General features: G+C 29.1%; 26 protein-coding genes. 8 read left to right on the forward strand and 18 right to left on the reverse strand.

Annotated elements, in window-relative coordinates; all coding sequences use genetic code 11:
- Positions 1-86 precede the first annotated feature (86 nt).
- Entirely contained in the window at positions 87-635 is a 549-nt protein-coding gene (locus MKY49_RS18075; RefSeq protein ID WP_341386778.1) for a helix-turn-helix domain-containing protein, read from the reverse strand.
- A 625-nt stretch (positions 636-1260) separates the two neighbouring features.
- The gene (locus tag MKY49_RS18080; RefSeq protein ID WP_012292280.1) at positions 1261-1410 is read right to left on the reverse strand and encodes a hypothetical protein; all 150 of its coding nucleotides are present in this window, start codon (positions 1408-1410) and stop codon (positions 1261-1263) included.
- Between the two features lie 528 nt (positions 1411-1938).
- On the opposite strand from MKY49_RS18080, the gene MKY49_RS18085 reads away from it, so the two are divergent.
- Together MKY49_RS18085 and MKY49_RS18090 are read left to right on the forward strand one after the other, a co-directional pair.
- Entirely contained in the window at positions 1939-2847 is a 909-nt protein-coding gene (locus MKY49_RS18085; protein ID WP_341386779.1) for a restriction endonuclease, read from the forward strand.
- A gap of 28 nt (positions 2848-2875) precedes the next feature.
- Positions 2876-4219, forward strand: coding sequence for a restriction endonuclease PLD domain-containing protein (locus MKY49_RS18090; RefSeq protein WP_341386780.1), 1344 nt, complete (start codon positions 2876-2878; stop codon positions 4217-4219).
- Between the two features lie 145 nt (positions 4220-4364).
- Here MKY49_RS18090 and MKY49_RS18095 read toward each other — a convergent pair whose 3' ends face one another.
- The 5 genes from MKY49_RS18095 to MKY49_RS18115 all read right to left on the reverse strand — a co-directional run bounded on the left by MKY49_RS18095 (position 4365) and on the right by MKY49_RS18115 (position 7776).
- Positions 4365-4490 (reverse strand): hypothetical protein, encoded by a 126-nt coding sequence (locus MKY49_RS18095; RefSeq protein ID WP_341386781.1) that lies wholly within the window; start codon positions 4488-4490, stop codon positions 4365-4367.
- Positions 4491-5215: 725 nt separating this feature from the next.
- Positions 5216-6250, reverse strand: coding sequence for a hypothetical protein (locus tag MKY49_RS18100; RefSeq protein WP_341386782.1), 1035 nt, complete (start codon positions 6248-6250; stop codon positions 5216-5218).
- A gap of 178 nt (positions 6251-6428) precedes the next feature.
- The gene (locus tag MKY49_RS18105; RefSeq protein ID WP_341386783.1) at positions 6429-6920 is read right to left on the reverse strand and encodes a hypothetical protein; all 492 of its coding nucleotides are present in this window, start codon (positions 6918-6920) and stop codon (positions 6429-6431) included.
- A gap of 47 nt (positions 6921-6967) precedes the next feature.
- Positions 6968-7252: an SIR2 family protein gene (locus MKY49_RS18110; protein ID WP_341386784.1), complete on the reverse strand. Its 285-nt coding sequence runs from the start codon at positions 7250-7252 to the stop codon at positions 6968-6970.
- 44 nt (positions 7253-7296) lie between these two features.
- On the reverse strand, positions 7297-7776 hold the full coding sequence (locus tag MKY49_RS18115) for a hypothetical protein (protein WP_341386785.1): 480 nt from the start codon (positions 7774-7776) through the stop codon (positions 7297-7299).
- A gap of 525 nt (positions 7777-8301) precedes the next feature.
- On the opposite strand from MKY49_RS18115, the gene MKY49_RS23055 reads away from it, so the two are divergent.
- Positions 8302-8430, forward strand: a complete 129-nt coding sequence (locus MKY49_RS23055) for a DNA sulfur modification protein DndB (RefSeq protein ID WP_445928409.1) — start codon at positions 8302-8304, stop codon at positions 8428-8430.
- A gap of 1000 nt (positions 8431-9430) precedes the next feature.
- On the opposite strand, the gene MKY49_RS18120 is transcribed toward MKY49_RS23055, so the two are convergent.
- From MKY49_RS18120 to MKY49_RS18170, 11 genes are all read right to left on the reverse strand, one after another.
- Entirely contained in the window at positions 9431-9616 is a 186-nt protein-coding gene (locus MKY49_RS18120) for a helix-turn-helix domain-containing protein (protein ID WP_341386787.1), read from the reverse strand.
- 192 nt (positions 9617-9808) lie between these two features.
- Positions 9809-10876 (reverse strand): pyruvate kinase, encoded by a 1068-nt coding sequence (locus tag MKY49_RS18125; RefSeq protein WP_341386788.1) that lies wholly within the window; start codon positions 10874-10876, stop codon positions 9809-9811.
- A 35-nt stretch (positions 10877-10911) separates the two neighbouring features.
- Positions 10912-11619, reverse strand: coding sequence for a pyruvate kinase (locus MKY49_RS18130; RefSeq protein ID WP_341386789.1), 708 nt, complete (start codon positions 11617-11619; stop codon positions 10912-10914).
- Positions 11620-11638: 19 nt separating this feature from the next.
- On the reverse strand, positions 11639-12556 hold the full coding sequence (locus tag MKY49_RS18135) for a ParB/RepB/Spo0J family partition protein (protein WP_341386790.1): 918 nt from the start codon (positions 12554-12556) through the stop codon (positions 11639-11641).
- A gap of 4 nt (positions 12557-12560) precedes the next feature.
- On the reverse strand, positions 12561-14057 hold the full coding sequence (locus tag MKY49_RS18140) for a hypothetical protein (RefSeq protein WP_341386791.1): 1497 nt from the start codon (positions 14055-14057) through the stop codon (positions 12561-12563).
- A complete protein-coding gene (locus tag MKY49_RS18145) occupies positions 14054-15100 on the reverse strand; it encodes a pyruvate kinase (RefSeq protein ID WP_341386792.1) in 1047 nt (348 codons plus the stop codon). The genes MKY49_RS18140 and MKY49_RS18145 overlap by 4 nt, the downstream gene beginning before the upstream one ends.
- 27 nt (positions 15101-15127) lie before the next feature.
- Entirely contained in the window at positions 15128-16051 is a 924-nt protein-coding gene (locus tag MKY49_RS18150; RefSeq protein ID WP_341386793.1) for a polysaccharide deacetylase family protein, read from the reverse strand.
- Entirely contained in the window at positions 16041-16742 is a 702-nt protein-coding gene (locus MKY49_RS18155; protein ID WP_341386794.1) for an acylneuraminate cytidylyltransferase family protein, read from the reverse strand. The genes MKY49_RS18150 and MKY49_RS18155 overlap by 11 nt, the downstream gene beginning before the upstream one ends.
- Entirely contained in the window at positions 16735-17892 is a 1158-nt protein-coding gene (neuC, locus tag MKY49_RS18160; protein ID WP_341386795.1) for a UDP-N-acetylglucosamine 2-epimerase, read from the reverse strand. The genes MKY49_RS18155 and neuC overlap by 8 nt, the downstream gene beginning before the upstream one ends.
- Positions 17889-18932, reverse strand: coding sequence for an N-acetylneuraminate synthase family protein (locus MKY49_RS18165; protein WP_341386797.1), 1044 nt, complete (start codon positions 18930-18932; stop codon positions 17889-17891). The genes neuC and MKY49_RS18165 overlap by 4 nt, the downstream gene beginning before the upstream one ends.
- Positions 18929-19402, reverse strand: a complete 474-nt coding sequence (locus MKY49_RS18170; protein WP_341386798.1) for a hypothetical protein — start codon at positions 19400-19402, stop codon at positions 18929-18931. Before MKY49_RS18170 ends, MKY49_RS18165 begins: the two co-directional genes overlap by 4 nt.
- Before the next feature lie 338 nt (positions 19403-19740).
- Here MKY49_RS18170 and MKY49_RS18175 point away from each other — a divergent pair, with 338 nt between their 5' ends.
- From MKY49_RS18175 to MKY49_RS18195, 5 genes are all read left to right on the forward strand, one after another.
- Entirely contained in the window at positions 19741-20547 is an 807-nt protein-coding gene (locus tag MKY49_RS18175) for a nucleotidyltransferase domain-containing protein (RefSeq protein ID WP_341386799.1), read from the forward strand.
- Positions 20548-20712: 165 nt separating this feature from the next.
- Positions 20713-20967: a PqqD family protein gene (locus MKY49_RS18180; RefSeq protein WP_341386801.1), complete on the forward strand. Its 255-nt coding sequence runs from the start codon at positions 20713-20715 to the stop codon at positions 20965-20967.
- The gene (locus MKY49_RS18185) at positions 20960-21676 is read left to right on the forward strand and encodes a CPBP family intramembrane glutamic endopeptidase (protein ID WP_341386802.1); all 717 of its coding nucleotides are present in this window, start codon (positions 20960-20962) and stop codon (positions 21674-21676) included. The genes MKY49_RS18180 and MKY49_RS18185 overlap by 8 nt, the downstream gene beginning before the upstream one ends.
- A gap of 29 nt (positions 21677-21705) precedes the next feature.
- A complete protein-coding gene (locus MKY49_RS18190; protein ID WP_341386803.1) occupies positions 21706-22935 on the forward strand; it encodes an MFS transporter in 1230 nt (409 codons plus the stop codon).
- 16 nt (positions 22936-22951) lie between these two features.
- Positions 22952-23830: a class I SAM-dependent methyltransferase gene (locus tag MKY49_RS18195; protein ID WP_341386804.1), complete on the forward strand. Its 879-nt coding sequence runs from the start codon at positions 22952-22954 to the stop codon at positions 23828-23830.
- Positions 23831-24121: the final 291 nt, after the last annotated feature.

The following is a 24121-nucleotide window of genomic DNA, read 5'->3' on the forward strand; positions in this document are numbered from 1 at the left end:
AACATTACACCAATTGTAAATTGTCTGAATAGTATTGTAAACAAGAAAATTGTATTTTCGATAATATTTACGTTTAAAGGAATGATTTAATCCTCAACATAAATTGTTAATACCTTTGAGTTTTCAGCAGAATTGTTAATAAAGATATGCTCCTTTTTCCCAGAAAAATACGCAGAGTCCCCTTCTTCTAAATTGTAAAATTTATGATCGTATTTCAAGACGATACTACCCGAAATGACATAAATAAATTCATCATTATCGTGTGTATAAGGAGCTAAATTTTCCGCCCCATTATGTACAGTAACAATAGAAGGATTGATATTGCTCATATAGCTCTTATTCGCTAACAGCTCATATTGATAGCCAAGTTCATTCGTTTCTACAGTCTCATGGCGTTCTTTTTTCGAAACAATCGAAATGCCATCAAATTGATCCTGAATAACAAACCAAGCCATTGGCACATCAAATATTTCCGCAATCTTGGACAATGTCACCAGACTCGGTGTCGCTTTACCATTTTCTATTTTTGAAATATGACTTTTCGTTAAATTAATCTGCGAAGCTAAATCATCCTGAGACATTTTATTTTTCTTCCGCATCTGCTTTATTTTTACTCCAACTTCTAGTAAGTTCATTTATTCCAGTCCCCTCGATCATTTCGGTTTTTACAATAACTATACTATATTTTTAAATGATGGATAGAAAAATACGGAGAGTATATTACTCCTTCATTGTCGTCTGTTCAATTAAATACAACAGGGTGTGCTGAAAGTTTCTCGACTTTTAGCACACCCTTATACATTATAGTGATGACATTCACATCTTTTTAGGCTGAATCCCGCGAATCGTACTTTTTGAGATTGTTGCATCATGCTCTACAATAAATATTTTGAGAGGCCAAAATCAGCTTAAGTTGAACTGAAGAAAGACCACTTAATTCAAAAGCTCTTGATAGAATCGATGACATTTTCGCCTTTGTCATAAAAACGTTCGAAACAAAAATGAAAATGAGATGGATATATTCTCTTAAATCATTTGTTTTTCAAAAAAGAGTTTCTTCCCTATGACAACAAATGCACGGAGTATGAACAAATAAAAATTCTAGGGTGGTACGGTACAAGAAATGTTAAGAGGAATGGATATCTGATAATAAGTTTTCTGTCATCGAATCTGCAATTTAGGAGAATAATAAAATCTACCGCAATTTTATTTTAAAGAAAAACATAGGGAGATTTTAGTCTTCCTATGTTTTCATTCAAATTATTGATCTGTTTGTTCTTGCTTCTTTTTCAAATACTCCGCACGTATTTTCTCAAGTTGCTGCTTTTTGTCAAATTTGGCTGGCTTGTGTTTTTCATGATACTTTGCCACAGCCACCTTACCTTTAGTATCCAATTGATATTTCCCCACTTTTGGTTCACCTACTTTTCCTGCCTTTAAAGAAATCTATTCAACAAATATAGTATACCTTATTTTGTTGATGTAAACCTTTTTCCTATAAAAGTATGCACGGAACAAATCCAGATCCTATACTTCGCCTCAACTTCAAATAGCTTTTTGACAGATTTAACTCGATTACTCGTATCAATTTCAAATTTTTCACCACTTTTAGATTGCCCACATGACATCGATATATCCATTAGGAACTATATAATCCTTCAACCCATTTGCCTCGAAATCATTTGCCCATTTACACTATAAAATTTTTAATTACCACGCCTTACATTTCCATCTATGTAGTGCCCCCTGTTTCTTTAACTTTTTACGTAACTTTACTTATTCAGTTGTTGGCTTGTACTGTTTAGGATATTTTTTCGCTTCTTCTTAAAAGTGAAAGAAATGCTTCAATGTCCTTTTGAACCTCCATAAGAATTTGTATAACAAGTTATCTTTATGTATAATTTCACCTATATAATGAACCTTAAAGGAGGCTTAAACATGGCTATCCCTACATACGAACAATTTATGTATCCATTTCTCGAATATTTAAAAGATGAACAGGAACACACATTAAAAGAACTATATGATTATTTACCAAAGTTCTTTCAATTAACTGAAAATGAAATTGAAGAATTATTACCGAGTGGCAAACAATCGATCGTTGTGAATCGTATAGGTTGGGCAAGAACTTACTTAAAAAATGCTGGCTTAATTGAAAGCCCGAAAAGAGCTGTATTTAAAATTACAGCACGAGGCAAGACAATTTTAAATGTCTCTTCCATTCATGAAATCAACGAATCTGTATTGAAACAATTCCCTGAATTTCTCGAGTTTAAATATGGAAAATCAAATGAGGATAATCCTGACCCCAAAATTGAAGATGAATCAAGTACACCTCTTGAAATGATTGAGAAAAACTATAATTTGCTGAAACATTCTGTACAGCATGAATTGCTAAATAAAATTATGGAATGCTCTCCAAGCTTTTTCGAGCAATTAATTGTCGAACTTTTAGTTGCAATGGGATATGGTGGTTCAATTAAAGATGCAGGTAGAGCTGTTGGTAATTCAGGAGACGGTGGAATTGATGGGATTATTAAAGAAGATGTCCTTGGACTAGATAAAATTTATTTACAAGGCAAACGCTGGTCCAATCCAGTATCACGACCAGATATTCAGGCATTTGTAGGGAGTTTACTTGGTGTCAAAGCCAATAAAGGTGTGTTCATCACTACTTCAAGATTTACAAAAGAAGCCATTGAATACGCACAGAATGTCGATCGCTCAGTCATTTTAATCGACGGTAAAAAATTAACGGACTTAATGTTTGAATATAATGTTGGTGTATCCAAGGAAACCGTAATTACTTTGAAGAAGATTGATTTGGATTATTTTGAGGAAAACTAATTAATACTTTTTGCAAAAGGGTGATTCGATGACAGTTTATCTATGGAAACAAAATGCTTTTTTTAATGATTTTAGAGAAGAAATCATTAATGTACATCCTTATCTCATTAATATTTCTAGTGCTTATATTTCGTATAAAGGTGCTCAACTCTTAAATAATATTATTGAAAATAACCAAATTAAAGGTGATTTACAAATTTATTGCAGTATTAAATTTGACGAAAAACAACCTGTTGAAACTTTAAAATTGTTAACTAGTTTTGCAACTGTTTATATTTTCACTGAACCTTTTCTACACAGTAAAGTTTACGAACTTCACACTGATTCAGGGATTACCACGTACACTGGCTCAGCAAATTTAACAGAGGGTGGTCTAAAAAATAATAATGAATTAATTTGCAAGACTACTTCGAATGAGGGTCAATTAGAAGAATTTTGGGTTAGTTTATGGGAAAACAGTATCTTAGTTGATGAAGAAGTTATTAACTTGTTTTCTGATTTACCAAAAGTATCTCAACCTCCAGAATTAGAAAGCTTTTATACTAAACTGAATAAAAAAATGAAACCAATCTTTGACAGACAAAGTTTAGAAAAAAAATATCCTGATCTATCGGATTTCTATTTTAATGTTGAAGATTACAGTATTTTTGATGAGCAATACTGGTATTCAGGATTATCTACAATAAAATCTAGACGAATGGCTACACAAGAAAAATTTTACGAGATTAACGAAGTTATTGAATCATTTGCAAAAAAATTAGATTTGTATCCTCATTATCTTGAAGCAAATCTAACTAGCGGAATTGTACCTTCTATTTATAACTTTGAACGTGTAACCGGAATCTGGATGAGATATGGAAAACACAAATCTGAGCTAAAACTATTTGAAGGAATTTCAAATTCCAAACAAAAGTCTGCAATCGAACAATTCCACAAACACGCATGCTTACAATTAGCAATCGGTTCTGATGGTTTACAGATGGGTATGTACCACAGTACCGCTAATGATGGCGTAGATAATGGTTATGTTGCGGACAATTGGTCAAAAGTTAAAGAGGATATTATAAATGTTTATTCTAAAATTCAAGGACATGGATTCGTATGGCGTTTCTATAACAATAAATTAATTGAATATGTAGCAGAATTTGAAATCGACAACCATACCGTTGATGAATTTCTCACTTTTTACAAAAATCATTATATGGATGGATATGAAAGTTTATGCATGAAATTTTATCACTGTGATGACGTAAAAATTCAAACATATAAACAAATTATTAATGAGTTACAGGATACTTTTATTGCTATTCTACCTTTATATACTGCTATGACTTACAGAATACCTAAATCTCAACGACTAATTTCAAAATAAATAATCGCCCCTCTAACAAATCGAGGGGCGATCATTCCCTAATTAACCTTCTCTCCACAAACCATCTGCTCCATCAATAAACTCATCCCTTCTGCTAATTCCTCTAGCTCGTTTTTGGAGAAACTGTTTCCTCATTTTTATCAATTCACATAAATACACCCATTTCCATTTGTCGTTTCATGCTAGCGATGTGGAATTGGATAAGGCGCGTTCTTTCCAGCATTCGGAAAAGCTTATCCACTTCCACGTAAACAATATTATTAACGTTCATCATGTTGCCTCCCTTTAAAGTTAAGTGGTTTCTTTTGCTTGTACGAGTGGATGCCTTTAATCCCTTGACTGCGAAAAGCTCGCTTGGACTGACCGAAATAATCAATCGAATTTAACGCAATTTCCACTTCAAATACAATCGTTTTCTTCCGAATGCACTTTTTTTCTCATCTTCTCACCTCCTTCACTGTTGGTTTTTCAAACTTATTCTTTTTAGGTAGTACATAGTTATCGTTTCAATTCAGCTGCTCACTTTTGGCGAGAGGCAGAGCAATGAGTCGTCTTCAAATAATAAAACGCTAAGGGGTCCGTCTTACACACTGGTTGGATTCTCAAGCTTCCCCTTAGCGATTTACAATGAAAAAACCCAACGACATTGACCAAAATCGGCCATACCGTTGAGCTTATAATCCACCTAACTTTTGCATTACAAAAGAGATGTATTCCTATTCAATTCTTACGTACTGATCGGATTCCTATATATGGAGACGGCGGGAGTCAAACCCTTTCCCAATAAAAAACCTCATTCCCAGTATTTATAAGGCTTTTTAGCTTTTTAATGAATTTCTAACTACGGATTTAACTACGATTACGAAAAAACTAATTTTTATAAACCACATTGTCTTAAGACTGAGAATACAGTATATAAATGTGATGGAATTATAAAATTTTATACATAAGTTGTTAATCTATGCACTCATGAGTAAATTTTGATGAGATAGTATCCTATTCCTTCAGCTTTTTTTCTACATACAAGGGCACTTTATTATAGTAATAATCATTTAACAAAAGATCCCATTTTCTTTGACTTACTTTATGCCTTTCTTCCAAAATCGATATTTCTTCAGAGAAGCAATTTGGACAAAATAATCCACGGTATAGACTCCCTTTTTTCATTAATTTATTATCTAAATCTAAAAATAAATCTGGAACTAGTTTAATATGCTCTTCACAAGAACATTGTATTTTTAATAAGAAGTGTTCTTCTCTTGAAGAAGATTTTTTATTTGGAATTAAATCTTTTTTAAACATTAAAAATGTTAATTCTAACGCTTCTTTAATCTCTTTTAATGCAACTGAGAAAAGTGTTGCTAATTCTCTGTAATTAAAGTCTTTTTCAGCGTTATTGTCAAACCTAATACTATAATGTTCTTTTGAAGCACTAATAACAAATGCAGATTGTCCAATAAACTTATGGTGGATTATATCATTTCTGTGTTCTCTTATTTTTTTCCAATGTGTCTTATTTGAAATATTGACCAACTTCCTTAAATAGGAATCACTTGTATATTTCTTTTTTATCTTCTTCACGAAGTTTTTTCCAGATAACACTTCATTACTAACGCTAGCATATTTTTTAAATTTATTATTCTTGTTATGTAAAGTACTTTGTTTTAAAATTTCCCATTCCTCTACTCCTTCTTTAACTCTTCTTGGTGTATCATTAATTTCAAGATAAGTATTTAATATTTGAAAAAGATGTTCCCATACAGATGTAATTCTCATTAATGCATGTTCTGCATGAAAGGATAAAGTACTTTCATTTACACTTTCACCTACTAATACCTGATAATAACAAACTGGGGTAATAACTTTATTTTTTATATTAGCTGTAAGTTTTTTCAACATATCGAGGTGTATTAAATCTTCTAAGTCTATAGTGCCTTCTTTAAATTCTCCTTCATCTACTTCATAATTGTTAATTAACTTGTTAACTTTGTCCGAAATTTCCGAATTAATTAGATATATATTATTAAACAATATTTCACTCCCTTAATTATCTTTCTATATTCACTTTATTAAATTCCACTAAGCAGAAATTTGGTTAATCACATTCAGAATGTCTAGATTATTGCATAATTCCTAAATAGTTAGGTACTATAATGTAAACTCAAGAATGTTTCTATTCTTCAAACTACTTTTCTACTTTAACATAATCTTATAGTTCGACTCCATATTCTTTACCTTCCCTAACATCAGCTAAAAGTTTTAATGCTGCATGAGAATATTTCCTATTCCCACTTGTTCTACCAGCTTTTATAAATACATGATATTTATTGTCTGTAGCTTTAATATCAATTCCTGTACTACGTCGAATTTCATAAATTAAATCGTCCGCTCCATGCCATCCTCTAAATCCTAAACTCTTACCTAATTTTGTTAATTTATATGGGAAATTAATATTAATATCACTTGATTCACTTACCATTGTAATAACATATAGATTAGGTAATGTCTTATCATCTTCCAAAATTTCAGATAACATTCCGAAATTTACCTCTACACTCTTACTCGGTATGTCACTTCTAACTAATTTATATGTTCTAGCCATTAAGGCTCTTAATAATTTGGGATGAACATTTTCGATTGCTTTTCTTGAAGCAAATGCACTAAGAATCCAATCATAATCTTTTGCAGTAATTGACTTCACACGTATCTCTTTGGAATTTATTAAAATGACTTTTTCAGTTTTAGGATTTAAGTGTTCTGAAATTTTATCGTCATATTCCGGAAAATAGATATTAGGTATAATCTCACCTTTTTAGAAATTAGTTCGTCAATATCGGATAATATCGATTGAATATTTTTGTCATTAGCGCTATACCCAATGAATAAAAACGGATGTTCAGAAAAAAATGGTAATAATTTAGCACTTAGATACTTTTTCTTATGTATAATTACGTCATAATCTTCCTCATTTAATATAATTTCATTATTATCCGAAACGCAAATATGAATTTTAAATATTTCCCCTATCCACATCGTATCTGGTCTTAAGACTTTTTGACCTACAATAGGTTGATATTTTACAAAAAGTTTTCTAAAAAGTTATCATAATTAGTAGTTATTAATGCGTGGAGCTGTATATCTTGTAAAATCTTAATCTCCTCTTTTAACTTTTCATCCTTTATTTCATCAATTGACTTAGGTGTGATTTCTTCTAGAATCTCTTTAATTTCAAACTTTATGTAAATATCTTTTGGTATTTCAGTGCTAAAAAACTCTGTTGGATAATTTTCTTGATTATCCCATGCCCATTCACGATAGTACTCAGTGTATATACTTCCTAACTCCGATAAACTTTTCGCACCTTGAAGATAGTAACCTGGACCATGTGGGATGATTGGGCAACGTTTTTTCAATAATTCCAGTAATTCCTTCCTATTAGGTGCATGAAAATATCTTTTAGAAAGTCCAGATCCAATAAATAGTATAGGTTGTGTACCCATTTCTTCTAAATTAGTTTGAACATCATTTATAATTTGTTCTTGATAACGAGAATACAAAATAAACACCACCTTGAATGAAATAAAAAAAACCTCTACTAACTTTATCAATCCAGTAGAGGTATGGCAATTAATTACATATTCAATTTGAATATACTTCAGCAATAATTCTTTTAAATTTGGCTAATATCGGTTATTATTAATCAACAAAGATCGCTTTTTGCATAAGCATTTGATTACACTGATAAAAAGGAACATCTGTATTACCAAGAACTGTCGGCGGAACATTTGAGAGCTCATTGGGGTTATCCATTGGGACAACAACACTCTTTGCACCGTTCTCGGATAACATTGTAACTTTATCAGCAAAATTATTTACTCGTTCAATAGCTCCACCAACAGAGATATTTCTAAGTACCGCAAGATTAAGCGTACATTTAAGCGAATAGATGTTTGATATAACCCTCCTATCAGATTAGTGCTTCTTCCAATTGATTATGAGTTTGAATGTTTAGATGGCAATTATCGTGTAGTGGCCATCCGTGAACTTGCTGAGAAAGCGGTAGAAATATTGCTGATAGTAATATGCTATTAAATATTCTTTACGAAAAAGATACACGGAAAATTAGACAAGATTTTGTGGATGTTAACCAAAATGCTAAGCAAACAAGTACATCAATTAATACCTTATTTAACACACGAGACAAAGTATAGTAGTGAATTTATTTGATAACATTGGTCATTTAACTGAAACTACAGAGTTACTTTCTTAATAACTTAAAAAGTGCTTTAATGGAGATTGCTGGGTATAACTCTCAATCTACAAAAACGTTAAAATTATCGATGAAGTTATCAGAAAGTGAAGATTACAAAAATACGGTTACAAAAAATGTCGAATAGTTCTTCGAGGAATTAGAAAACAGCAAGTATATTGCAGATATTATCTAATTTACGTGTTAAAAATTCTGCGATATTCCGGTAATCCGTAATAGCAATGTCTTAACAAGTGGGACTGGTATTATTGTAGCTGCACGAGTTGCAGGTAAATTTGTTGAAATTGCAAAGAATGAGCAATAATTAAAAGAGTATTTCCGTCAAATCGCTCAATTTAATTGGAGAAGAGAAAATTACGTGTTTACCAACAATATTATTGGTGATGAAAATATAATTTTAAACTCTCGTGATGCTATTAATTCAGCTACAAAAGCAGTTTTACAATCCTTGGATTATGTATAACGAAATGTTGAGGCCTCAGAAGAAGTAGAATGACGAAGATTAACAATAATAATTCAATACACTATATTTGCACTATACAATTCAAATAATGTTCCCAAGTGAAAGTTTGGACATACAAATAAAAGCCATGAATGTTGTTATATCAACGTTTCATGGCTTTCCTTGTGAAGATTTTTTAAACATATTTTTATGCATTTCTTCAAACGTCAGTCATGGCAATGCTTTAGTGGTATTTGGAGCACCGCTAAACCATCGACTTTAATGAATATGCTTATTTCTCATGTTGTAAATCCGCATTTTTCTGTCGCTAACCCGTATATGTTTCGAATATTTTATTCGTCAATTCAATTATTAATCGAATTTCTTTTTCCGAACTTTCCCTTCAATTCATATGTAAATAAATGGATAATCCGTTCTATTTCTAAGGAAAGGGATTTGATTGGTATTTTTAAATCAAATAGTTCTTTTGCCGTTACTTCTAGACTTGATTTTTTTTTAAGGTTTGCAAGTTTATATTTCTGTCTCCACGTTCTACTCCATCTAAATAGGATGTTTGTAACCCTGATTTTTCTGCCAGTCCCTCTTGGATAATTTTCTTATGTTTCCGAATTTCTTTGATGTTTGCTACAACATGTTCACTAACTGATCCATTTAATCGCCTCACTTAAAGACAATGCACCTCGCTTTTGAACTTGGTGACCATGTAAGCTGGTTTATCAACATTCAAATTTACTGTACACTAGACTATTTAGCGTCAGTTTATTAATGACATTCCATTATAAGTTATACACTAGGGGGGAGATGCCTCATCTTTCAGCTCACACTCTAAATACCGAGGGAAATAAGAATTAAACAACTAATCATTTAAGAATTCGTCCAAATAAACATCAGAATTTTTTTCTATTTCTATAATTTTTTTAATCAAAGCAATACTTTCAAAAGGATGCTTACTGTTAGCTGTTTCCATTGATAACATTATAGCGTCCACATTTTCTCTTACAGTATTAGCTATATCAGAAACTTCAGCTCTATTAGCTACACCCGAATTAGCAAAACACTCAAAAAACTCAGTTCCCACAATACATAATTTTTCTGCTAGTTGTGTTTTCTTTATTAAATAGCTTTGTAATAAAGGTACTATGGATGGGTCAGTATGTAATGCTAAGTCTCCTCTTCCTATCATAATCCCATCAGTTACTTCTAATATTTCATCAATATTTTTAATACCTTTTGCCGTTTCAATCTTAGCAACTAATTTTATTTCTCTATTTGGCCAATAGTCATTACATATATGTCTCATCGTCAAAATTTGATTTTTATTATTTGCAAATGATATACAAATCCATTCAGGGAAAAGGTTACTCTCCTTAAGACGAGAAAAAACTTCTAAATCCTCATCTACAATAACATCATAAGTTACATTACTATCAGGTAATACACACGAACTACCTTTTCCAATTTTTACATTTGAAGCTAGGCACTTCGTTACTAATTGTCCTTCTGATATATTAATATCCATAATTATTAAGGTAACCTTCCCATCTCTAAACTGAACTCGTTCACCAACTTTTAAATGAGGGAATAGTTTACGAATCCCCGGTATAGGAATAATATTGTTATCATCTAATATTTCAGCATCTGTAATTATATATTCTTTATCAACGATTAAATTTCTATATGAAATAGATGAGATTCTTGGCCTAGAGGAGGGGAGATCTAATAAAACATCTACGTTACTACCTGTCAACTTTTCAGCTTTTCTTATATTTTCAATGTATTCTTTTACATCTCTATCTCGGGAACCAAGGTGTAATCTAAAGTTATTAACCCCCATAAATATAGCTTTTTCAATATCTTTTATCGTTTTTAAAGTCGGACCAGCTGTGGCTAAAATTTGAGTATCTTTATCTATAGAAAATTTCATTAATTAAAATTCTCCCTTTCTAATCTAGGTTTATTTTATCCATTCTCTATTTCAATAATTTTCCTCATTAAGGAAATGACTTCTTCAGAATGATTATTATTATCCTGATTCCAATTTACTGTTAACATGTTGGCCTTTTGTCTAACTCCTAATGCAACATCAGACAATTCTGATCGATTAACTATCCCTGTTTTACTAAGGTTGGTTAAGAAATGACCATCAATTATTGTTTTTTTATTTAAGTGATGGCATTTTTTTATTAAGTTCCTCTGTATTTTAGGTAAATATTTTGGTGAGCAATTTAAAATTAATTCATCTCTTGAAATAAAAATGCCATCATATATTAATAAGATATCATCAATGTTATTGAAATCATATTCGTTACATATTTTAACTATTATTTCTGCATATTCCCATTCATTTTTTAACTTTTCTTTCATCGAATTCAAAGATTCCTCATCATAGTTAAGAGGTATAACTATAAAGTTAGGCTCTATTTTATTAAGCTTAAGATATTCTATAGTATAATCTAGCTCTTTTATATTTGAAGAAATATCTATTAATAATAATAATTCTCGATTCTTTCTTAGTTCATATAATATTTCTAAATTTACTAATTCTTTTGTTTTACTATCGTCTAAACGTAGGCCGAAATTATTAACACCTATTTTTATCATGTTTAATAAAAGTTCAGAGGATTCGTTTCCCTCCAGTTTTACTAATACTTGTGTAATTTTGTCCATTATGGAATCATCACCTATACTAAATTTTATTATCAAATTTAAAATCAGAAATTCTTATTAAATAAAAATCTTTACTTTCAATTTTCCCAAAGAGTTGCTGTTTAATTTTATTCATTTTTTTTATAATGGATACTGATGTTGGAATAGTCTTATCATTATCATTTAGTTTAATTAAATCATTTAATTTTAATTCTAAAGAAAATAATTTGAAAGTAGATGGGGAAAAATTGGAACTTAGCATATTTGAATTTTCTAAATAACCATTTGAATTATTAAACTCATACAGTATTTTCTTTAATTCTTCAAAACTTGAAACTGCTATATTTTTAATGTTTTTGATAACAAAATCTTCCTCCAACAATTCAATAATATTATCCCAAACTTTATCTACTTGAGGAAGTAAAATCATATCTACTGTTTGATAAAAATTCTTATTAATTTCCAGGAATTTATCCCTAATTAACGAAACGTCTCTATTAAAAAAACCATTTTCTTCAAACCAATTAATACCATAATAAAAACTACAATCAAATAAATCAGCTGAAAAATCAACAGGAATATTATTCATTTTATGGAATAGTGCCAGAGAAAATCTATGCGAGCCATCTACTAATTCAAAAAATCTATTCACTTTTATTGGATATGAATAATCAAATTTCCCATATTCAAATTTCTTTATTAGTTCTTGAAAAGGTTCATTTGTTATTTGACTTTTTGGGAACCATCTATGACTTAACATTCTTTTTTCTTGCATTTGTAAATATAAATCCATTCCAAAGTTGTTATACCCATAAAAGTTCTCAATTGCTAAGAGTCTTACAATTACATCATATCTATTAAATTCATTGTTTTTATTCCATTGAAGCGCCCACATCTTATTGATATTAATATTAAGATTAATTCCATATTCATTTCTAATAGAATATAACGTGTTCATATAATCACCTATTCAGTTCCCAATCTATAAAATCTTTAATATTTTCAATGCTATTCTCTTTAAATATTTCGTTAAAATTTGCTTTAGAGATCTCTTCATTTTTTTTTAGATTTAATATGTTTATTATATCCTCGGCTGTACTAACCAGATTCACATTATTATAATTACTATACAAGTATTCAAGTTCATTACTTGAATAACCGTTGTAAATAAAGGTTAATAAATTCAAAGCAGCTCCTTCATAAATAGCTGTCGAATAAACCCCTACTATACATACAGACTGTTCAAAAAAATAATATATATCCTTTTCATTACTATCAAAAACTTTAATGTTCTCTTTATTTAACAGCCATGGGTACTCATGCTTCCATTTATTATGTTCGAATGGGTGAGTTTTATATAAAATTGTGTATTCACTATTACTATCTTCCAATAAAATACTTAAATCAGCTGCTAGTTTACTTAACTCCACGCCTATTTTCCCTTGTGATAAGAAAGTTATATACTTATTTTTATTTACTTTTTTTAATTTACTCTTTTTTTCATCAAATAAAGGATAACCAACTGATATTAAATTATCATCTTCAATAGGAAATCTCACTCCTCTTTTCCAAAATTCGCCAAAAAGTAGAATTTTATCCGGGAAGTTATCCAACTTAATTTTCTTAAAGTAATTGACCATCAAAGGCTCATTTCGTGCGAACATCCCGTGCTGGAAATCCAGTGTAGGAATATTATTATTAGCTGCAATTCTATTCATAACTTGTTTAGTTCGTGTAGGTGAATAATACTCTAGAATAAGTTTAGGATTGATTTTTTTTATTAATTGCTCATATTTATGAGTTGTAAAACTTTCGTAAAGATAGAATTTACCAAAAAGATCTATATACTTCCCTTTATTTAAATTAACATTAAAAATTTCATCTAAGCCATTTAAAATTTTTTTAATAATTTTAATTTCTTTATTATTCAGAACTTTTATTCTAAAAACTTTAGCCAAAAATTTATTTACTCTATATTTCATTTCAAATAAGAATTCAATCCTATCAGAATATATTAAGTTACGAGTTCTAACTGGACTATAATGAGATTCAAAATCAGCCAAACTATCTACCCATAACGGCTCTTCAAGAACCGTATATTTATTGTTTATATGTTCCAATATTGGATCGAAAACGGTACAATCATAGAAACCTGCATTCTTAATTCTACGTGGATGTGTTAATATTAAAAGATCACTTTCCTCTACCTTTTTAAGAGGATTATTAAATACATACTTATATGCTTTATTTCTGATAAATAATGAAACAATACTATCATATTTTTTTTTATTCTTTAATTGAGTAAAAGAATCATTTATACATCCTTTTATTTTTAAAATATCACAATATACAATCTCTCTTAAATAAATCCAAATTTTCACATTTCCGATTGTGAGATCAAACAAATTATTTTTATATTCATATTCAATAAAATAGTCACAAATCTCTTTTTCTTTCATAGTGAATTATAACCCCTATTTATAAATTCTTCATGAATAACTTCAGTCATTAACTTTAAACATTCTTTAGAACGCTTTGCACCACTTTCTCCAGATAACATTAGAAAATCCGTACGTTGTTGAACCGCTAGAGAGATATCAGATAACTCGGAAAAACAAACTTCTCCTGTAATTGCAAACTTCTCTAATATTTGAGTTGCCACTATACTGATGACTTGTTTTTCATTTGCCAATTTTACTAGAGACTGTTGAACTGTTGGTATCATAGCAGGGTCTATATTCTGACATAAGTCTCCACGAGCAACCATAATTCCATTTGAACATTTAATAATATCATTTATATTATTTAAGCTATTTTGAGTTTCAATCTTTGATATAATTTTTATTTCATTTTCTCCAAATATATTATTTATCTCTTTTTTTAAAGTTTTAATGTCAATTCCATTTTCAACAAAAGAAATAGAAATCCAGTCAGGAACTAATTGATATTTCTTTAATCGCAATAAAAATTGCCTATCCTCTTTGGTAAGAAGGGTATAACTAATTGATTTATTATTTATAATTATCGAAGTTGATTTAACTATAGGCGACATACTCTTAATACAAATGGCCTTTAAAGTTTTTTTGCTTATATTAATAGATTCAATACGAACTTTCACCTTACCATCATCAAAATTAATAATGTCACCAACTTCAATATATTCAAAACATTCATCTAGATTATAAAGGGGTATACATGTTTTTATTAAGTTATTACATGAAATACAAGAATCATAAATTAGAACTTCTTGCCCCACTTCTAAAAAAGAATCCTTAAAATTATTACTAATTCTAGGACGCGATGATGGAAGATCTATCATTAAAATAATATCACTTCTCTTTTCCTTAGCTTTAAAAACATTACTTATGTATTGCAGATTATTTCTATGCCTTTTACCTAAATTAACTCTGTAATTCTTTACTCCTAATTCAAACGCATGTAATATATCTTCTGGGCTAAATAAGTGAGGACCCATTGATGCAAGAATTTTTGGTTTTCTCATAAAAATACTCTCCCAATTATTATTTTGTTACATAAACTTCTTTATATTATTACAATCTATTCGTGGAAGTTCGAAGCATTTTGCTAAATTGGTTTTATCTATGCTTCCATGTTTCACACAAAAAGATGAATGTATGTTTAATTCAGATAGAATAGATATAGTATCTTTATTATAACTACCGAAAGGATATGCGAATGACTTATTAACATGTTGAATGCCTATATTAGCTAATAATTCTATTGATTTTTTTATTTCCTTATATTGTATAGGATAAGAGCAATTTTTGAGATGGTAATGGTTATGTGTGTGTCCTCCAATATACATCCCTTCATTATATAAATCTTGAATTTGTTTAACAGACATGTACAAACTTAAATTATTAGTTTTATCTTTAACAAACTTAACAAATAATTCATCAATAATTAAATCTCTAATGGGAAGAGGTAATACATATTGAAGCATTTTTTTTATAAAGGATACCTTTATATTGTCCCATCTATTTTTAATCCCATATAAAGAAAAATACTCCTCTCGACTCTTTAGATTAAAATCACTTTTATATCTCTTCATAATTTCGAATAATTCAGATAAAGCTAGTTCTGTTTCTGTATTCAAAACAATGAGTTGTATTTTATTTACACTTAATAAATTGTTCTCTATTATACTAGTTGGTATGTAAAAACAACCTTGAATGTTATTTTTCTTTAAAATAGGAAGAACTATGTCATAATGTTCTATATAACCATCATCAAAAGTTAATAACACTGCATCTTTTTTCGATGAAATCTCTTTAAAGTTCAATAAATCATCAATATTTATTAGATTAAAATTACTTCGAAAATAATTAATTTGTTCTTCAAATATTTTAATATCTAAAAAATTAAACTTTAACCCTAATTCATTTTTATTTCGTATGAAATGATACATTATGGTATGTACTTTATTGTCCAATATAATTAATCAGCCCTTTAAATTTTTTTATATCTTCTAGTGAATCTATATCCAAGTCATATTTAATATCTGTAATAAAAGCTAATTCATTATCATTTAAACTAGTATATTCATTTAGATTTTCATCAATTTTATTTATGTATATTAATCCATTAACTTTATAATAGTTAGGTAATTCCTGTCTTCTTATTGTTGAATTAACATTTATAATACTTTTCAAACTCCCATCCTTATTTAATTCTCTTATAAAGTATGGGTGTTCAGTTACTTTTGAAACTGATACTAAAGAGCTCTTATTTGTTTCAACTATTAATTTTATTGCATCGTCAATGTGAAATTTCCTCCGCAATGGTTGAGTCGGTTGAAGAACAATTATATAATCATATACCTTCCCATTTAATTTTAACTTCTTTAAATCTGCCAAAATCACATCAATAATATTCGTTTCATCCTGGGCTAAGCTTGACGCTCTTAGAAAAGGGACTTCAATTGAAAAACTTTCAACATATTTTTTTGTGTCAATACAATCCGTAGATACTAGAATATCGTCTATATAGATTGATTTTTTTGCTTCATTTATAGTATAAAATATTAGTGGTTTTCCATTTATATCATACATGTTCTTTCTTCTTATTCCCTTACTACCTTTTCTTGCTGGTATTATTGCCAAAATGCTTTTTCCTTTATACATATGTTAACCTCTCTTCAATATTGTAAAATGGAATATCACTAAAAGTCTTTTCAATTTTACTATTCCATATTGTATCTGAGCATAGTATTGACATAAATCTTTCTGTACTCTTTCCATCACCAAACGTCCTTAGACATTTATTTTTTATCTTTAAAGCTTTGTCAATTGCCTTTAAAATCTCTGTTTGATTTTCTTCAATAGTTACGATATTGCTGTCTTTTAAGTTATATCTTCCTTTTTGACGATTACCGATATTAATTGTCGGTATTCCATAAACATTTGCTTCACGTATACCGGCACTTGAATTGCCTATTATGAATTTACAATATTTTAATAAAACAAGGAAATCCTCAAATTTTACTGAATTATAAAACTTGAATTTTTTTTCTTCCTTAAACTTACTATAAGTATTTCGAATAATCTCTGATCCTGTGTCATTGTTCGGTAATATAACAACATATTCATGATCTGTATTTGAAAGTGTATTCATTAAACAATTAGCTTTTTCCTTAAGGAGCTCACTATTTAATGTTGTTACTGGGTGATATATTAAAATGGCATATTTATAAATTTCTAGATTATAATTTTCCATAATAGTTTTATATGTAGGTAAGCTATCCGATAACATTATATCTATATCAGGAGACCCTATATTGAAGATGTTCTCTTTTTTTTCTCCTAATTGAAGTACTCGATTTAGCGCCTCATTGTTACTTACAAAGTGAAAATTTGATAGCTTAGTAACTGCGTGTCTGATAGATTCATCAATACTTCCAGATACTTCTCCGCCTTCAATATGTGCTACTTTTATGTTATTAAAAGATCCTATTATACTACCTGCTAAAGCTTCTAGTCGATCTCCATGTACAACTATTAAATCGGGTTGTACTTTTGATACAAAATTTTTTAAACCTATCATAGTCTTTGCAAGAGATTGATCCATGGAATTAGCTTGATTATCGTATATATGGATATTTTTATACCTATCCTCTATAAAGTATTTTTGTGTACATCCATATTCTTTTAGATTATGGGTTCCAGTTACAAATAAATGCAATTCAAAAAAATTGCTATCTTCAATACGTCTTATTAAGGATTTTATCTTCCCATAATCAGCCCTAGATCCTGTAACAAAAATTATTTTTTTCATTCGACTACCTCCCATTCTAGATGCTCCCCTTTGTTAATATCTCTAAGGGCTTTTCTGTTATATAGACTAGATAATGATTCAGCAGGTATGCCCCCTACATTTGGTCTTCTAGCAACAATATTTTGTGGTGTAAATTCTTGACCTTTAGCTATATTTTTTATTGCTACTACAGTAGCAAAGGCAAACTTAGCTGTATCCTTTTCTTCTTCTGCTGGCTCAATGTCACCACCTAACATTAAATCTATTTCTTTTGCAGTTATAATTAAACTTTTTAAATCATTCTTATCCATAGAACAAATAATATCAGGACCAATTCTTTCTTTTGTATCTGTAAAATGCCTTTCAATAATAGATGCGCCTAATGAGATTGCAGCTAAACTAGCATTACTGTTAACAGTATGGTCAGAGAAACCAATTACTTCATGAGGGAATTTAGATTTAAGAATAGATATACCACCTAGTCGAACTAAATGTGCAGGGGTAGGGTATAAATTGGTACAATGTAAAATTGCTAATGGAACATTCCGTTTTTTTATAATGTTAACTGTCTTTTTTATACTTTCAATTGTATTCATACCAGTTGATAATATAATTGGTTTTCCCTTTGATACAATATATTCAACTAGTGGAATATTATTGCATTCACCAGAGCCTATTTTATAAGCACAAACGTTTAATTTTTCCAGCCTATCAACAGCTTTTATTGAGAAAGGAGTACTCAAATAAATCAAACCTTTTGCTTCGGTGTATAGCTTTAACTCAAGTTCTTCTTCATATGTAAGTGCTGATTCCTCCATAATTTTATAAATTGATTTATTGGCATTAGCAGGTATAATATTCTTTGCTTCCTCACTCATTTCATACTCTGGTATATGAGTCTGAAACTTTACGATTTCGGCCCCAACAGCGGCTGCTGCATCTATCATTTCTTTTGCAATCACTATTGAACCATTATGGTTTATTCCAATTTCAGGGATAATAAGCGGTGGATGTTCTTCCCCTACCAGTCTTCCTCCAATATTCATTTCATTGGTTTTCATATATTTACCTCAGTTTCATAATTTTTTAATATGTCTAATATTTCAACTGTTTCCTCACCATCGTCGGTCATGTGTATTATTACATCATAGAAATAATTGGAAATATTATTTTTATATTTATCCCTAATCATTTCCTTTATATCTTTTACTTTTTTTGGTAAGTATTTTATTTTACCATCAATTACTCTAATATAAAATTCTGTTTCATCCGAATAAAATGAAATTACTGTACAAGTTAGAGTATGTTCTTTACATAATTCTATTTTTTTATTTATCTTCCATGGATCTATCCTATCAACTGAATAAACTTTATTCATAAATTCCTCAAATTGTAGACAATTATTAAAAGAAACAGTATGTATAGATTTAATATGAAAATGTATTTTTAGTGAAGATATGATTTCCTTGTTATATTTATATGCAACTGGCCATATAAGAGCCAAAAATTCTGTTTTATCAAAATTATTCATAAATAAACCTCCATTATTAGTTAAATATCATTACGTTGTGCATGTACATAAAAATTCTACAAGAATTAAGAATTTTTAAATAATTTCTAGTAACAAAGAATTCGACACTTAAAACGATACCATATAATTCTAATTATGGGAATAAATATATAAAATTTAATATACTTTCTTATTTTTTTGTTTTATAATACAACAAAAGGTATAAAATGGATAGTGAAGAATCTCGACACCTTCATTAATACCATATAATTCTATTTTTTGTGAATAAAATCAAAAAATAGCATATACTTTTGGAATTATTTGTTTTATAATACAATAAAAGGTAAAGGGTGATGATTTTGATTTTAAATAACCTAGAAAATATTATTAGTTATTTACCAAGCTATTTCGATAGCTATCTAACTGTTTATCTATCCGGTTCATTAATTGAAGGTTTTGGGAATAAATCATCAGATATTGATGTTTTTGTTATTTGTGAAGAGTTGCCTGATCCGGAGGATAGTGAGATTGAGGGTGAAGTATTTCTTCAAGGAAATAAAAATTTAATTCAAAACTTTGTTATAGATGGAATCCGCTTTGACGTAGAATACTGGACAAAGGAACACTTAGAAGAAGTAACAAAAAAATTAAATTCTCTTGACTTCCAAACTGATAAGCACTTGGAAAGAATATCTCAAGATGAATTAGTTTTTTTACATAGGTTGAAAATTGGAAAGCCAATTATTAATAAAGATTATTTTACAAAAATCATTAGCAGTTTAAATATAAATAATTTTCATTATTATCAGATCACTATTAATTCAGAGAATTTTTCGAATATTTTAGAGGATATTCAGGGAGCCATATCTTCATCAGATTATGGTTCAGCATATTTTTGGGCAAGAGATTTACTGAATTTATCCATATCCTCATATTTATCTATTTATGGAGAAACCAATCCCAAAAATAAATGGATTTATCGAAAACTCTTATCTTACCAAGAGAATACAGGGGATACACAGTTAATTAATGACTATATTGAGCTACAAACCATGCCATACAATGAGAAAGATATTAAAAAGCATTTAAAAAAACTGATTCAATATGCACAGAATCTAAATGTAATTTCACAAAGTAAATTAAAATCATTTCAACTAAGTGAATGATAAGGTTTATATTGAAAGGGGGTGAAAATGATGAAAGAATATAAAACTCCAGAAGTTAAAGAAGTTAAATTAGCACCTGGTATGCTAAATGCTTAATCTAAATGGAAACAACACTAGAAGAATTAAATTCTTCTAGTGTTGTTAATTATTAAGGAGGGGAAAATTGTGAATCCAACAAGAGATATTTTTGTACAAGATAGAGTCCTTAACGGAAAAAGATATATTGCAAAGGATTATAAGGTTATCCTTTTAGACGATATAGGAGAAATTATATGGAATTCTCTGGACGGAACTACATCCTTCAATGAAATTGCTGAAACAATTACTTCTGAATACAATGTAGAAAAAGAAGTTGTAATTGAAGATATTAAAGTATTTGTAAATAAACTTTATGATAAAGGATTTATAGAATATGAATAAGAAGCAATGGTTAATTTTTATAGCTATTATGTTATTCTTAACGTTTACTTTGTTTATTCAAAATTCTATTTATACACTTTTATTACTAATATTTATGTTACTACAATATGTTGTTAATTTGAATGCTAAAAGAATTAAAAATAACAGTTTTAAAAATGCTGATTGGGTAAGGCGAACATTATATTTTATTCCTTACTTAAGTGCCGTGTTATTTTTATTGCCAAACGAAAAAGACATATTCCCTTCAATAAATATAGTTTTATCCATTGTACTTTCAGTTATAGCTGGCTTTTTTTTCATTTATCTTCGAAAAGAAGAAATAAAGCCCTTTTATAATAAGGAATTAATAATATTTTTCCCCCCAGTAACTAAAAAACAAAAATGGATAGAATCTTACAGTCTTATATTTTCTGCAATTTTTCAAGAACTTTTTTATAAACTTTTTGTTTTAACTATTTTAATTCCTATATATGGTTCTATTTTAAGTATCTTAATCTCTGCTTTCCTTTTTGTATCTGATCACATTATCCATGATAAAGCCCAAGCATTCAGAACAATAGACCACATTCTTCAGTTTTCCTTAAGTGTTCTTGGAGGGTGTTTATACATATTATCAGGAAATGTTGTTACAGCTGTAATTATCCACCTAATTTATAATTTATCGATTTCAATTTCTTATTTTTATAGATATAAATTTAGCAATGCTTAATTAATTTTACATTTGTAAAGGAGAAAACTATGTCGTGGAAAGATTGTCCACAGAATATAAAAACACGCTTAATAACAGCGTTTTTTAGCAGATTGATTAATAGCGCTATTATGCCGTTTATGGCTATTTTTTTGACTGATAAACTAAATAATGTTTACGCTGGATTTATTCTAGTGATTATTGTCATAGTGGGTTTCTTTTCAAACCTTATAGGTGGCTATTTAACAGACAGATTCGATCGTAAAAATTTATTGGTATATACTACTGCTTTTAGAAGTATATCACTTCTAATTATGACGATTAGTCTACTTTATAATAATTTATTTTACTTGTTTTTATTTTTTTATTTTGTTCACACAGTGTTTTCTAACTTAAGTGGTCCAGCTCTTAAAGCTATCATCGTAGATACTACTACCCCAGAAAATAGGCATGATGTCTATGTCTTGGAATATTGGCTAGCAAATCTATCAATAGCTTTAGGAGTAGCTATAGGGGGGCTATTATATACTAATCATCAGGTAGCCTTATTTATTTCTATGACTTTGTGTTCGTTATTAATTACAATTACGTATCAAATTTGGTTAGATGAAGGTAATCACAAAAAATTAATCAAAAAATTTGACAATATTCTTATTGATTTATTAAACAGTTATAAAATAGCAATTCAGGATAGAAAATTTTTAAAAAGTGTAATTGGATTTATGTGCTTATTATCTGCAGAATTCACATTAAACAGTTATATAGGTGTGAGGTTATCTCAAGAATTTAGCCCGTTTTTTTTAAATGGGTTTAAAATTGATGGTATAAGGATGTTGAGCTTTTTGAATATCGAGAATACAATTCTAATTGTTTGTTTGACACTTATTACTACTAAAATAATTAAAAAGATTAATATACGAGGTTGCCTTTTACTCGGATTATCCTTTTATACAATTGGTTATATAGTAATAATTTTCTCTAATAATTGGTATATTCTCCTTATTTTCTTTTTTATTGCTACCTTGGGTGAGTTAATTTATTTACCCCTTCTTAAATCTAACCAAGCAAATATGATGCCTGAGGATAAACGGGGATCATATTCAGCATTGTTAAATTTGTCAACAAATGGAGCTGAAATTATAGCGCGCTCAACAATTATAATAGGTGCTTATTTTACAGCTTCTACGATAGCATTATATATGGGGGTTATATTAACTTTCGGTAGTATACTTGTATATACATTTATATCAAGCACTTATGTGAAAGTAACAAACCACTGAGAAAAGAGGAAGATCGGTGAATGAGGAATACTGGAATACAAGATTAGAACATTTAAAAACAACAAGAGAGCTATATTTCAATGAGGATTACTTAGAATTTTTAGTTAAATCCGTGTGGAAGATAAATAAACCAGTGAGTATAATAGATTTTGGGTGTGGATATGGTTACTTAGGATTAAAGCTGTTACCATATCTACCAAAGGGTTCAAAATACACTGGAATAGATCAAGCAGAGAGACTAATTGAAGCTGCTAAAAGTATATTTTTAGATCTTCCCTATGAAACTGAGTTTTTTGTAGCTGATATAACCAATTTGGAAATACAAAATAAATTTGATATTTCTATTTGTCATGCTGTGCTTCTACATGTGCCTAATCCTAAAGTAATACTAAAAAAAATGATGGACGCTACTCTAAATAGAGGAAAAATTATCTGTCTAGAACCTCAAAAAATATCTAATTTGTCATCCTATCATTTAGGAGGGGCTAAACAATCAGATATTATTTCACTTGACTTAATTCAAAGGATTTATGAAAAAGATGCTGAAGAAGGAAACATAGATAGAAACATTGGGGTTAAAGTACCAATATTTCTTTCTGAATTAGGTGTTAAAAATATAGAATGTCGGACAAGTGATAAGGTTAATTTTTATCATCCTAATCTCGATATTGATGAAAGAAATAGACTATTCAATGCTTTAACAGTTGAAGGATTAGGAGAGGTTATTCCCGATAAAGATTTGTATACAGTGGAACTTTTAAAAAAGGGACTAACTCCAGAAGAAATAAAAAAAATATATGAATTAGATCTATTATTTTCTAAAAAGTTTAATAAAGATAGTATATTTATTAACTCACCAAATATTAAAATTGTTTATGGGGATATTTTCAAATAAAACAATTTAAAAACACCTTGCATTGAAAAATGGGTATTGAATACCAAGAAATCAATGTCGAGGTGTTTTTCTATATGGGTACATGTTTAATATCCAGCTAAATTTAAATTGAAAAGCAATCAAAATGAGACTAGCAGGTATCATGTTAAACAGAAACAAAAAAGCAGCGTTTCCATCAACCAGTAGGTAGGCAATATACATATGGTAGATGGTAACCCAAGGTACCTCCCTTGTGTTATTTGAAGAATGGGATCTCCTATCTTATAAATGTCACTAGTACAAACTTGATTT

Source organism: Lysinibacillus sp. FSL M8-0134 (assembly GCF_038069745.1).
Lineage (GTDB): Bacteria > Bacillota > Bacilli > Bacillales_A > Planococcaceae > Lysinibacillus > Lysinibacillus irui.

What these genes read in the sequence shown, in the direction of transcription:
- MKY49_RS18075 (WP_341386778.1), bottom strand. Translation starts at nt 635, where the DNA reads ATGAACTTACTAGAAGTTGGAGTAAAAATAAAGCAGATGCGGAAGAAA.
- MKY49_RS18085 (WP_341386779.1), top strand. Translation starts at nt 1,939, where the DNA reads ATGGCTATCCCTACATACGAACAATTTATGTATCCATTTCTCGAATAT.
- MKY49_RS18090 (WP_341386780.1), top strand. Translation starts at nt 2,876, where the DNA reads ATGACAGTTTATCTATGGAAACAAAATGCTTTTTTTAATGATTTTAGA.
- MKY49_RS18095 (WP_341386781.1), bottom strand. Translation starts at nt 4,490, where the DNA reads ATGAACGTTAATAATATTGTTTACGTGGAAGTGGATAAGCTTTTCCGA.
- MKY49_RS18110 (WP_341386784.1), bottom strand. Translation starts at nt 7,252, where the DNA reads ATGTGGATAGGGGAAATATTTAAAATTCATATTTGCGTTTCGGATAAT.
- MKY49_RS23055 (WP_445928409.1), top strand. Translation starts at nt 8,302, where the DNA reads ATGCTATTAAATATTCTTTACGAAAAAGATACACGGAAAATTAGACAA.
- MKY49_RS18125 (WP_341386788.1), bottom strand. Translation starts at nt 10,876, where the DNA reads ATGAAATTTTCTATAGATAAAGATACTCAAATTTTAGCCACAGCTGGT.
- MKY49_RS18130 (WP_341386789.1), bottom strand. Translation starts at nt 11,619, where the DNA reads ATGGACAAAATTACACAAGTATTAGTAAAACTGGAGGGAAACGAATCC.
- MKY49_RS18135 (WP_341386790.1), bottom strand. Translation starts at nt 12,556, where the DNA reads ATGAACACGTTATATTCTATTAGAAATGAATATGGAATTAATCTTAAT.
- MKY49_RS18140 (WP_341386791.1), bottom strand. Translation starts at nt 14,057, where the DNA reads ATGAAAGAAAAAGAGATTTGTGACTATTTTATTGAATATGAATATAAA.
- MKY49_RS18145 (WP_341386792.1), bottom strand. Translation starts at nt 15,100, where the DNA reads ATGAGAAAACCAAAAATTCTTGCATCAATGGGTCCTCACTTATTTAGC.
- MKY49_RS18155 (WP_341386794.1), bottom strand. Translation starts at nt 16,742, where the DNA reads ATGTATAAAGGAAAAAGCATTTTGGCAATAATACCAGCAAGAAAAGGT.
- neuC (WP_341386795.1), bottom strand. Translation starts at nt 17,892, where the DNA reads ATGAAAAAAATAATTTTTGTTACAGGATCTAGGGCTGATTATGGGAAG.
- MKY49_RS18165 (WP_341386797.1), bottom strand. Translation starts at nt 18,932, where the DNA reads ATGAAAACCAATGAAATGAATATTGGAGGAAGACTGGTAGGGGAAGAA.
- MKY49_RS18170 (WP_341386798.1), bottom strand. Translation starts at nt 19,402, where the DNA reads ATGAATAATTTTGATAAAACAGAATTTTTGGCTCTTATATGGCCAGTT.
- MKY49_RS18185 (WP_341386802.1), top strand. Translation starts at nt 20,960, where the DNA reads ATGAATAAGAAGCAATGGTTAATTTTTATAGCTATTATGTTATTCTTA.
- MKY49_RS18190 (WP_341386803.1), top strand. Translation starts at nt 21,706, where the DNA reads ATGTCGTGGAAAGATTGTCCACAGAATATAAAAACACGCTTAATAACA.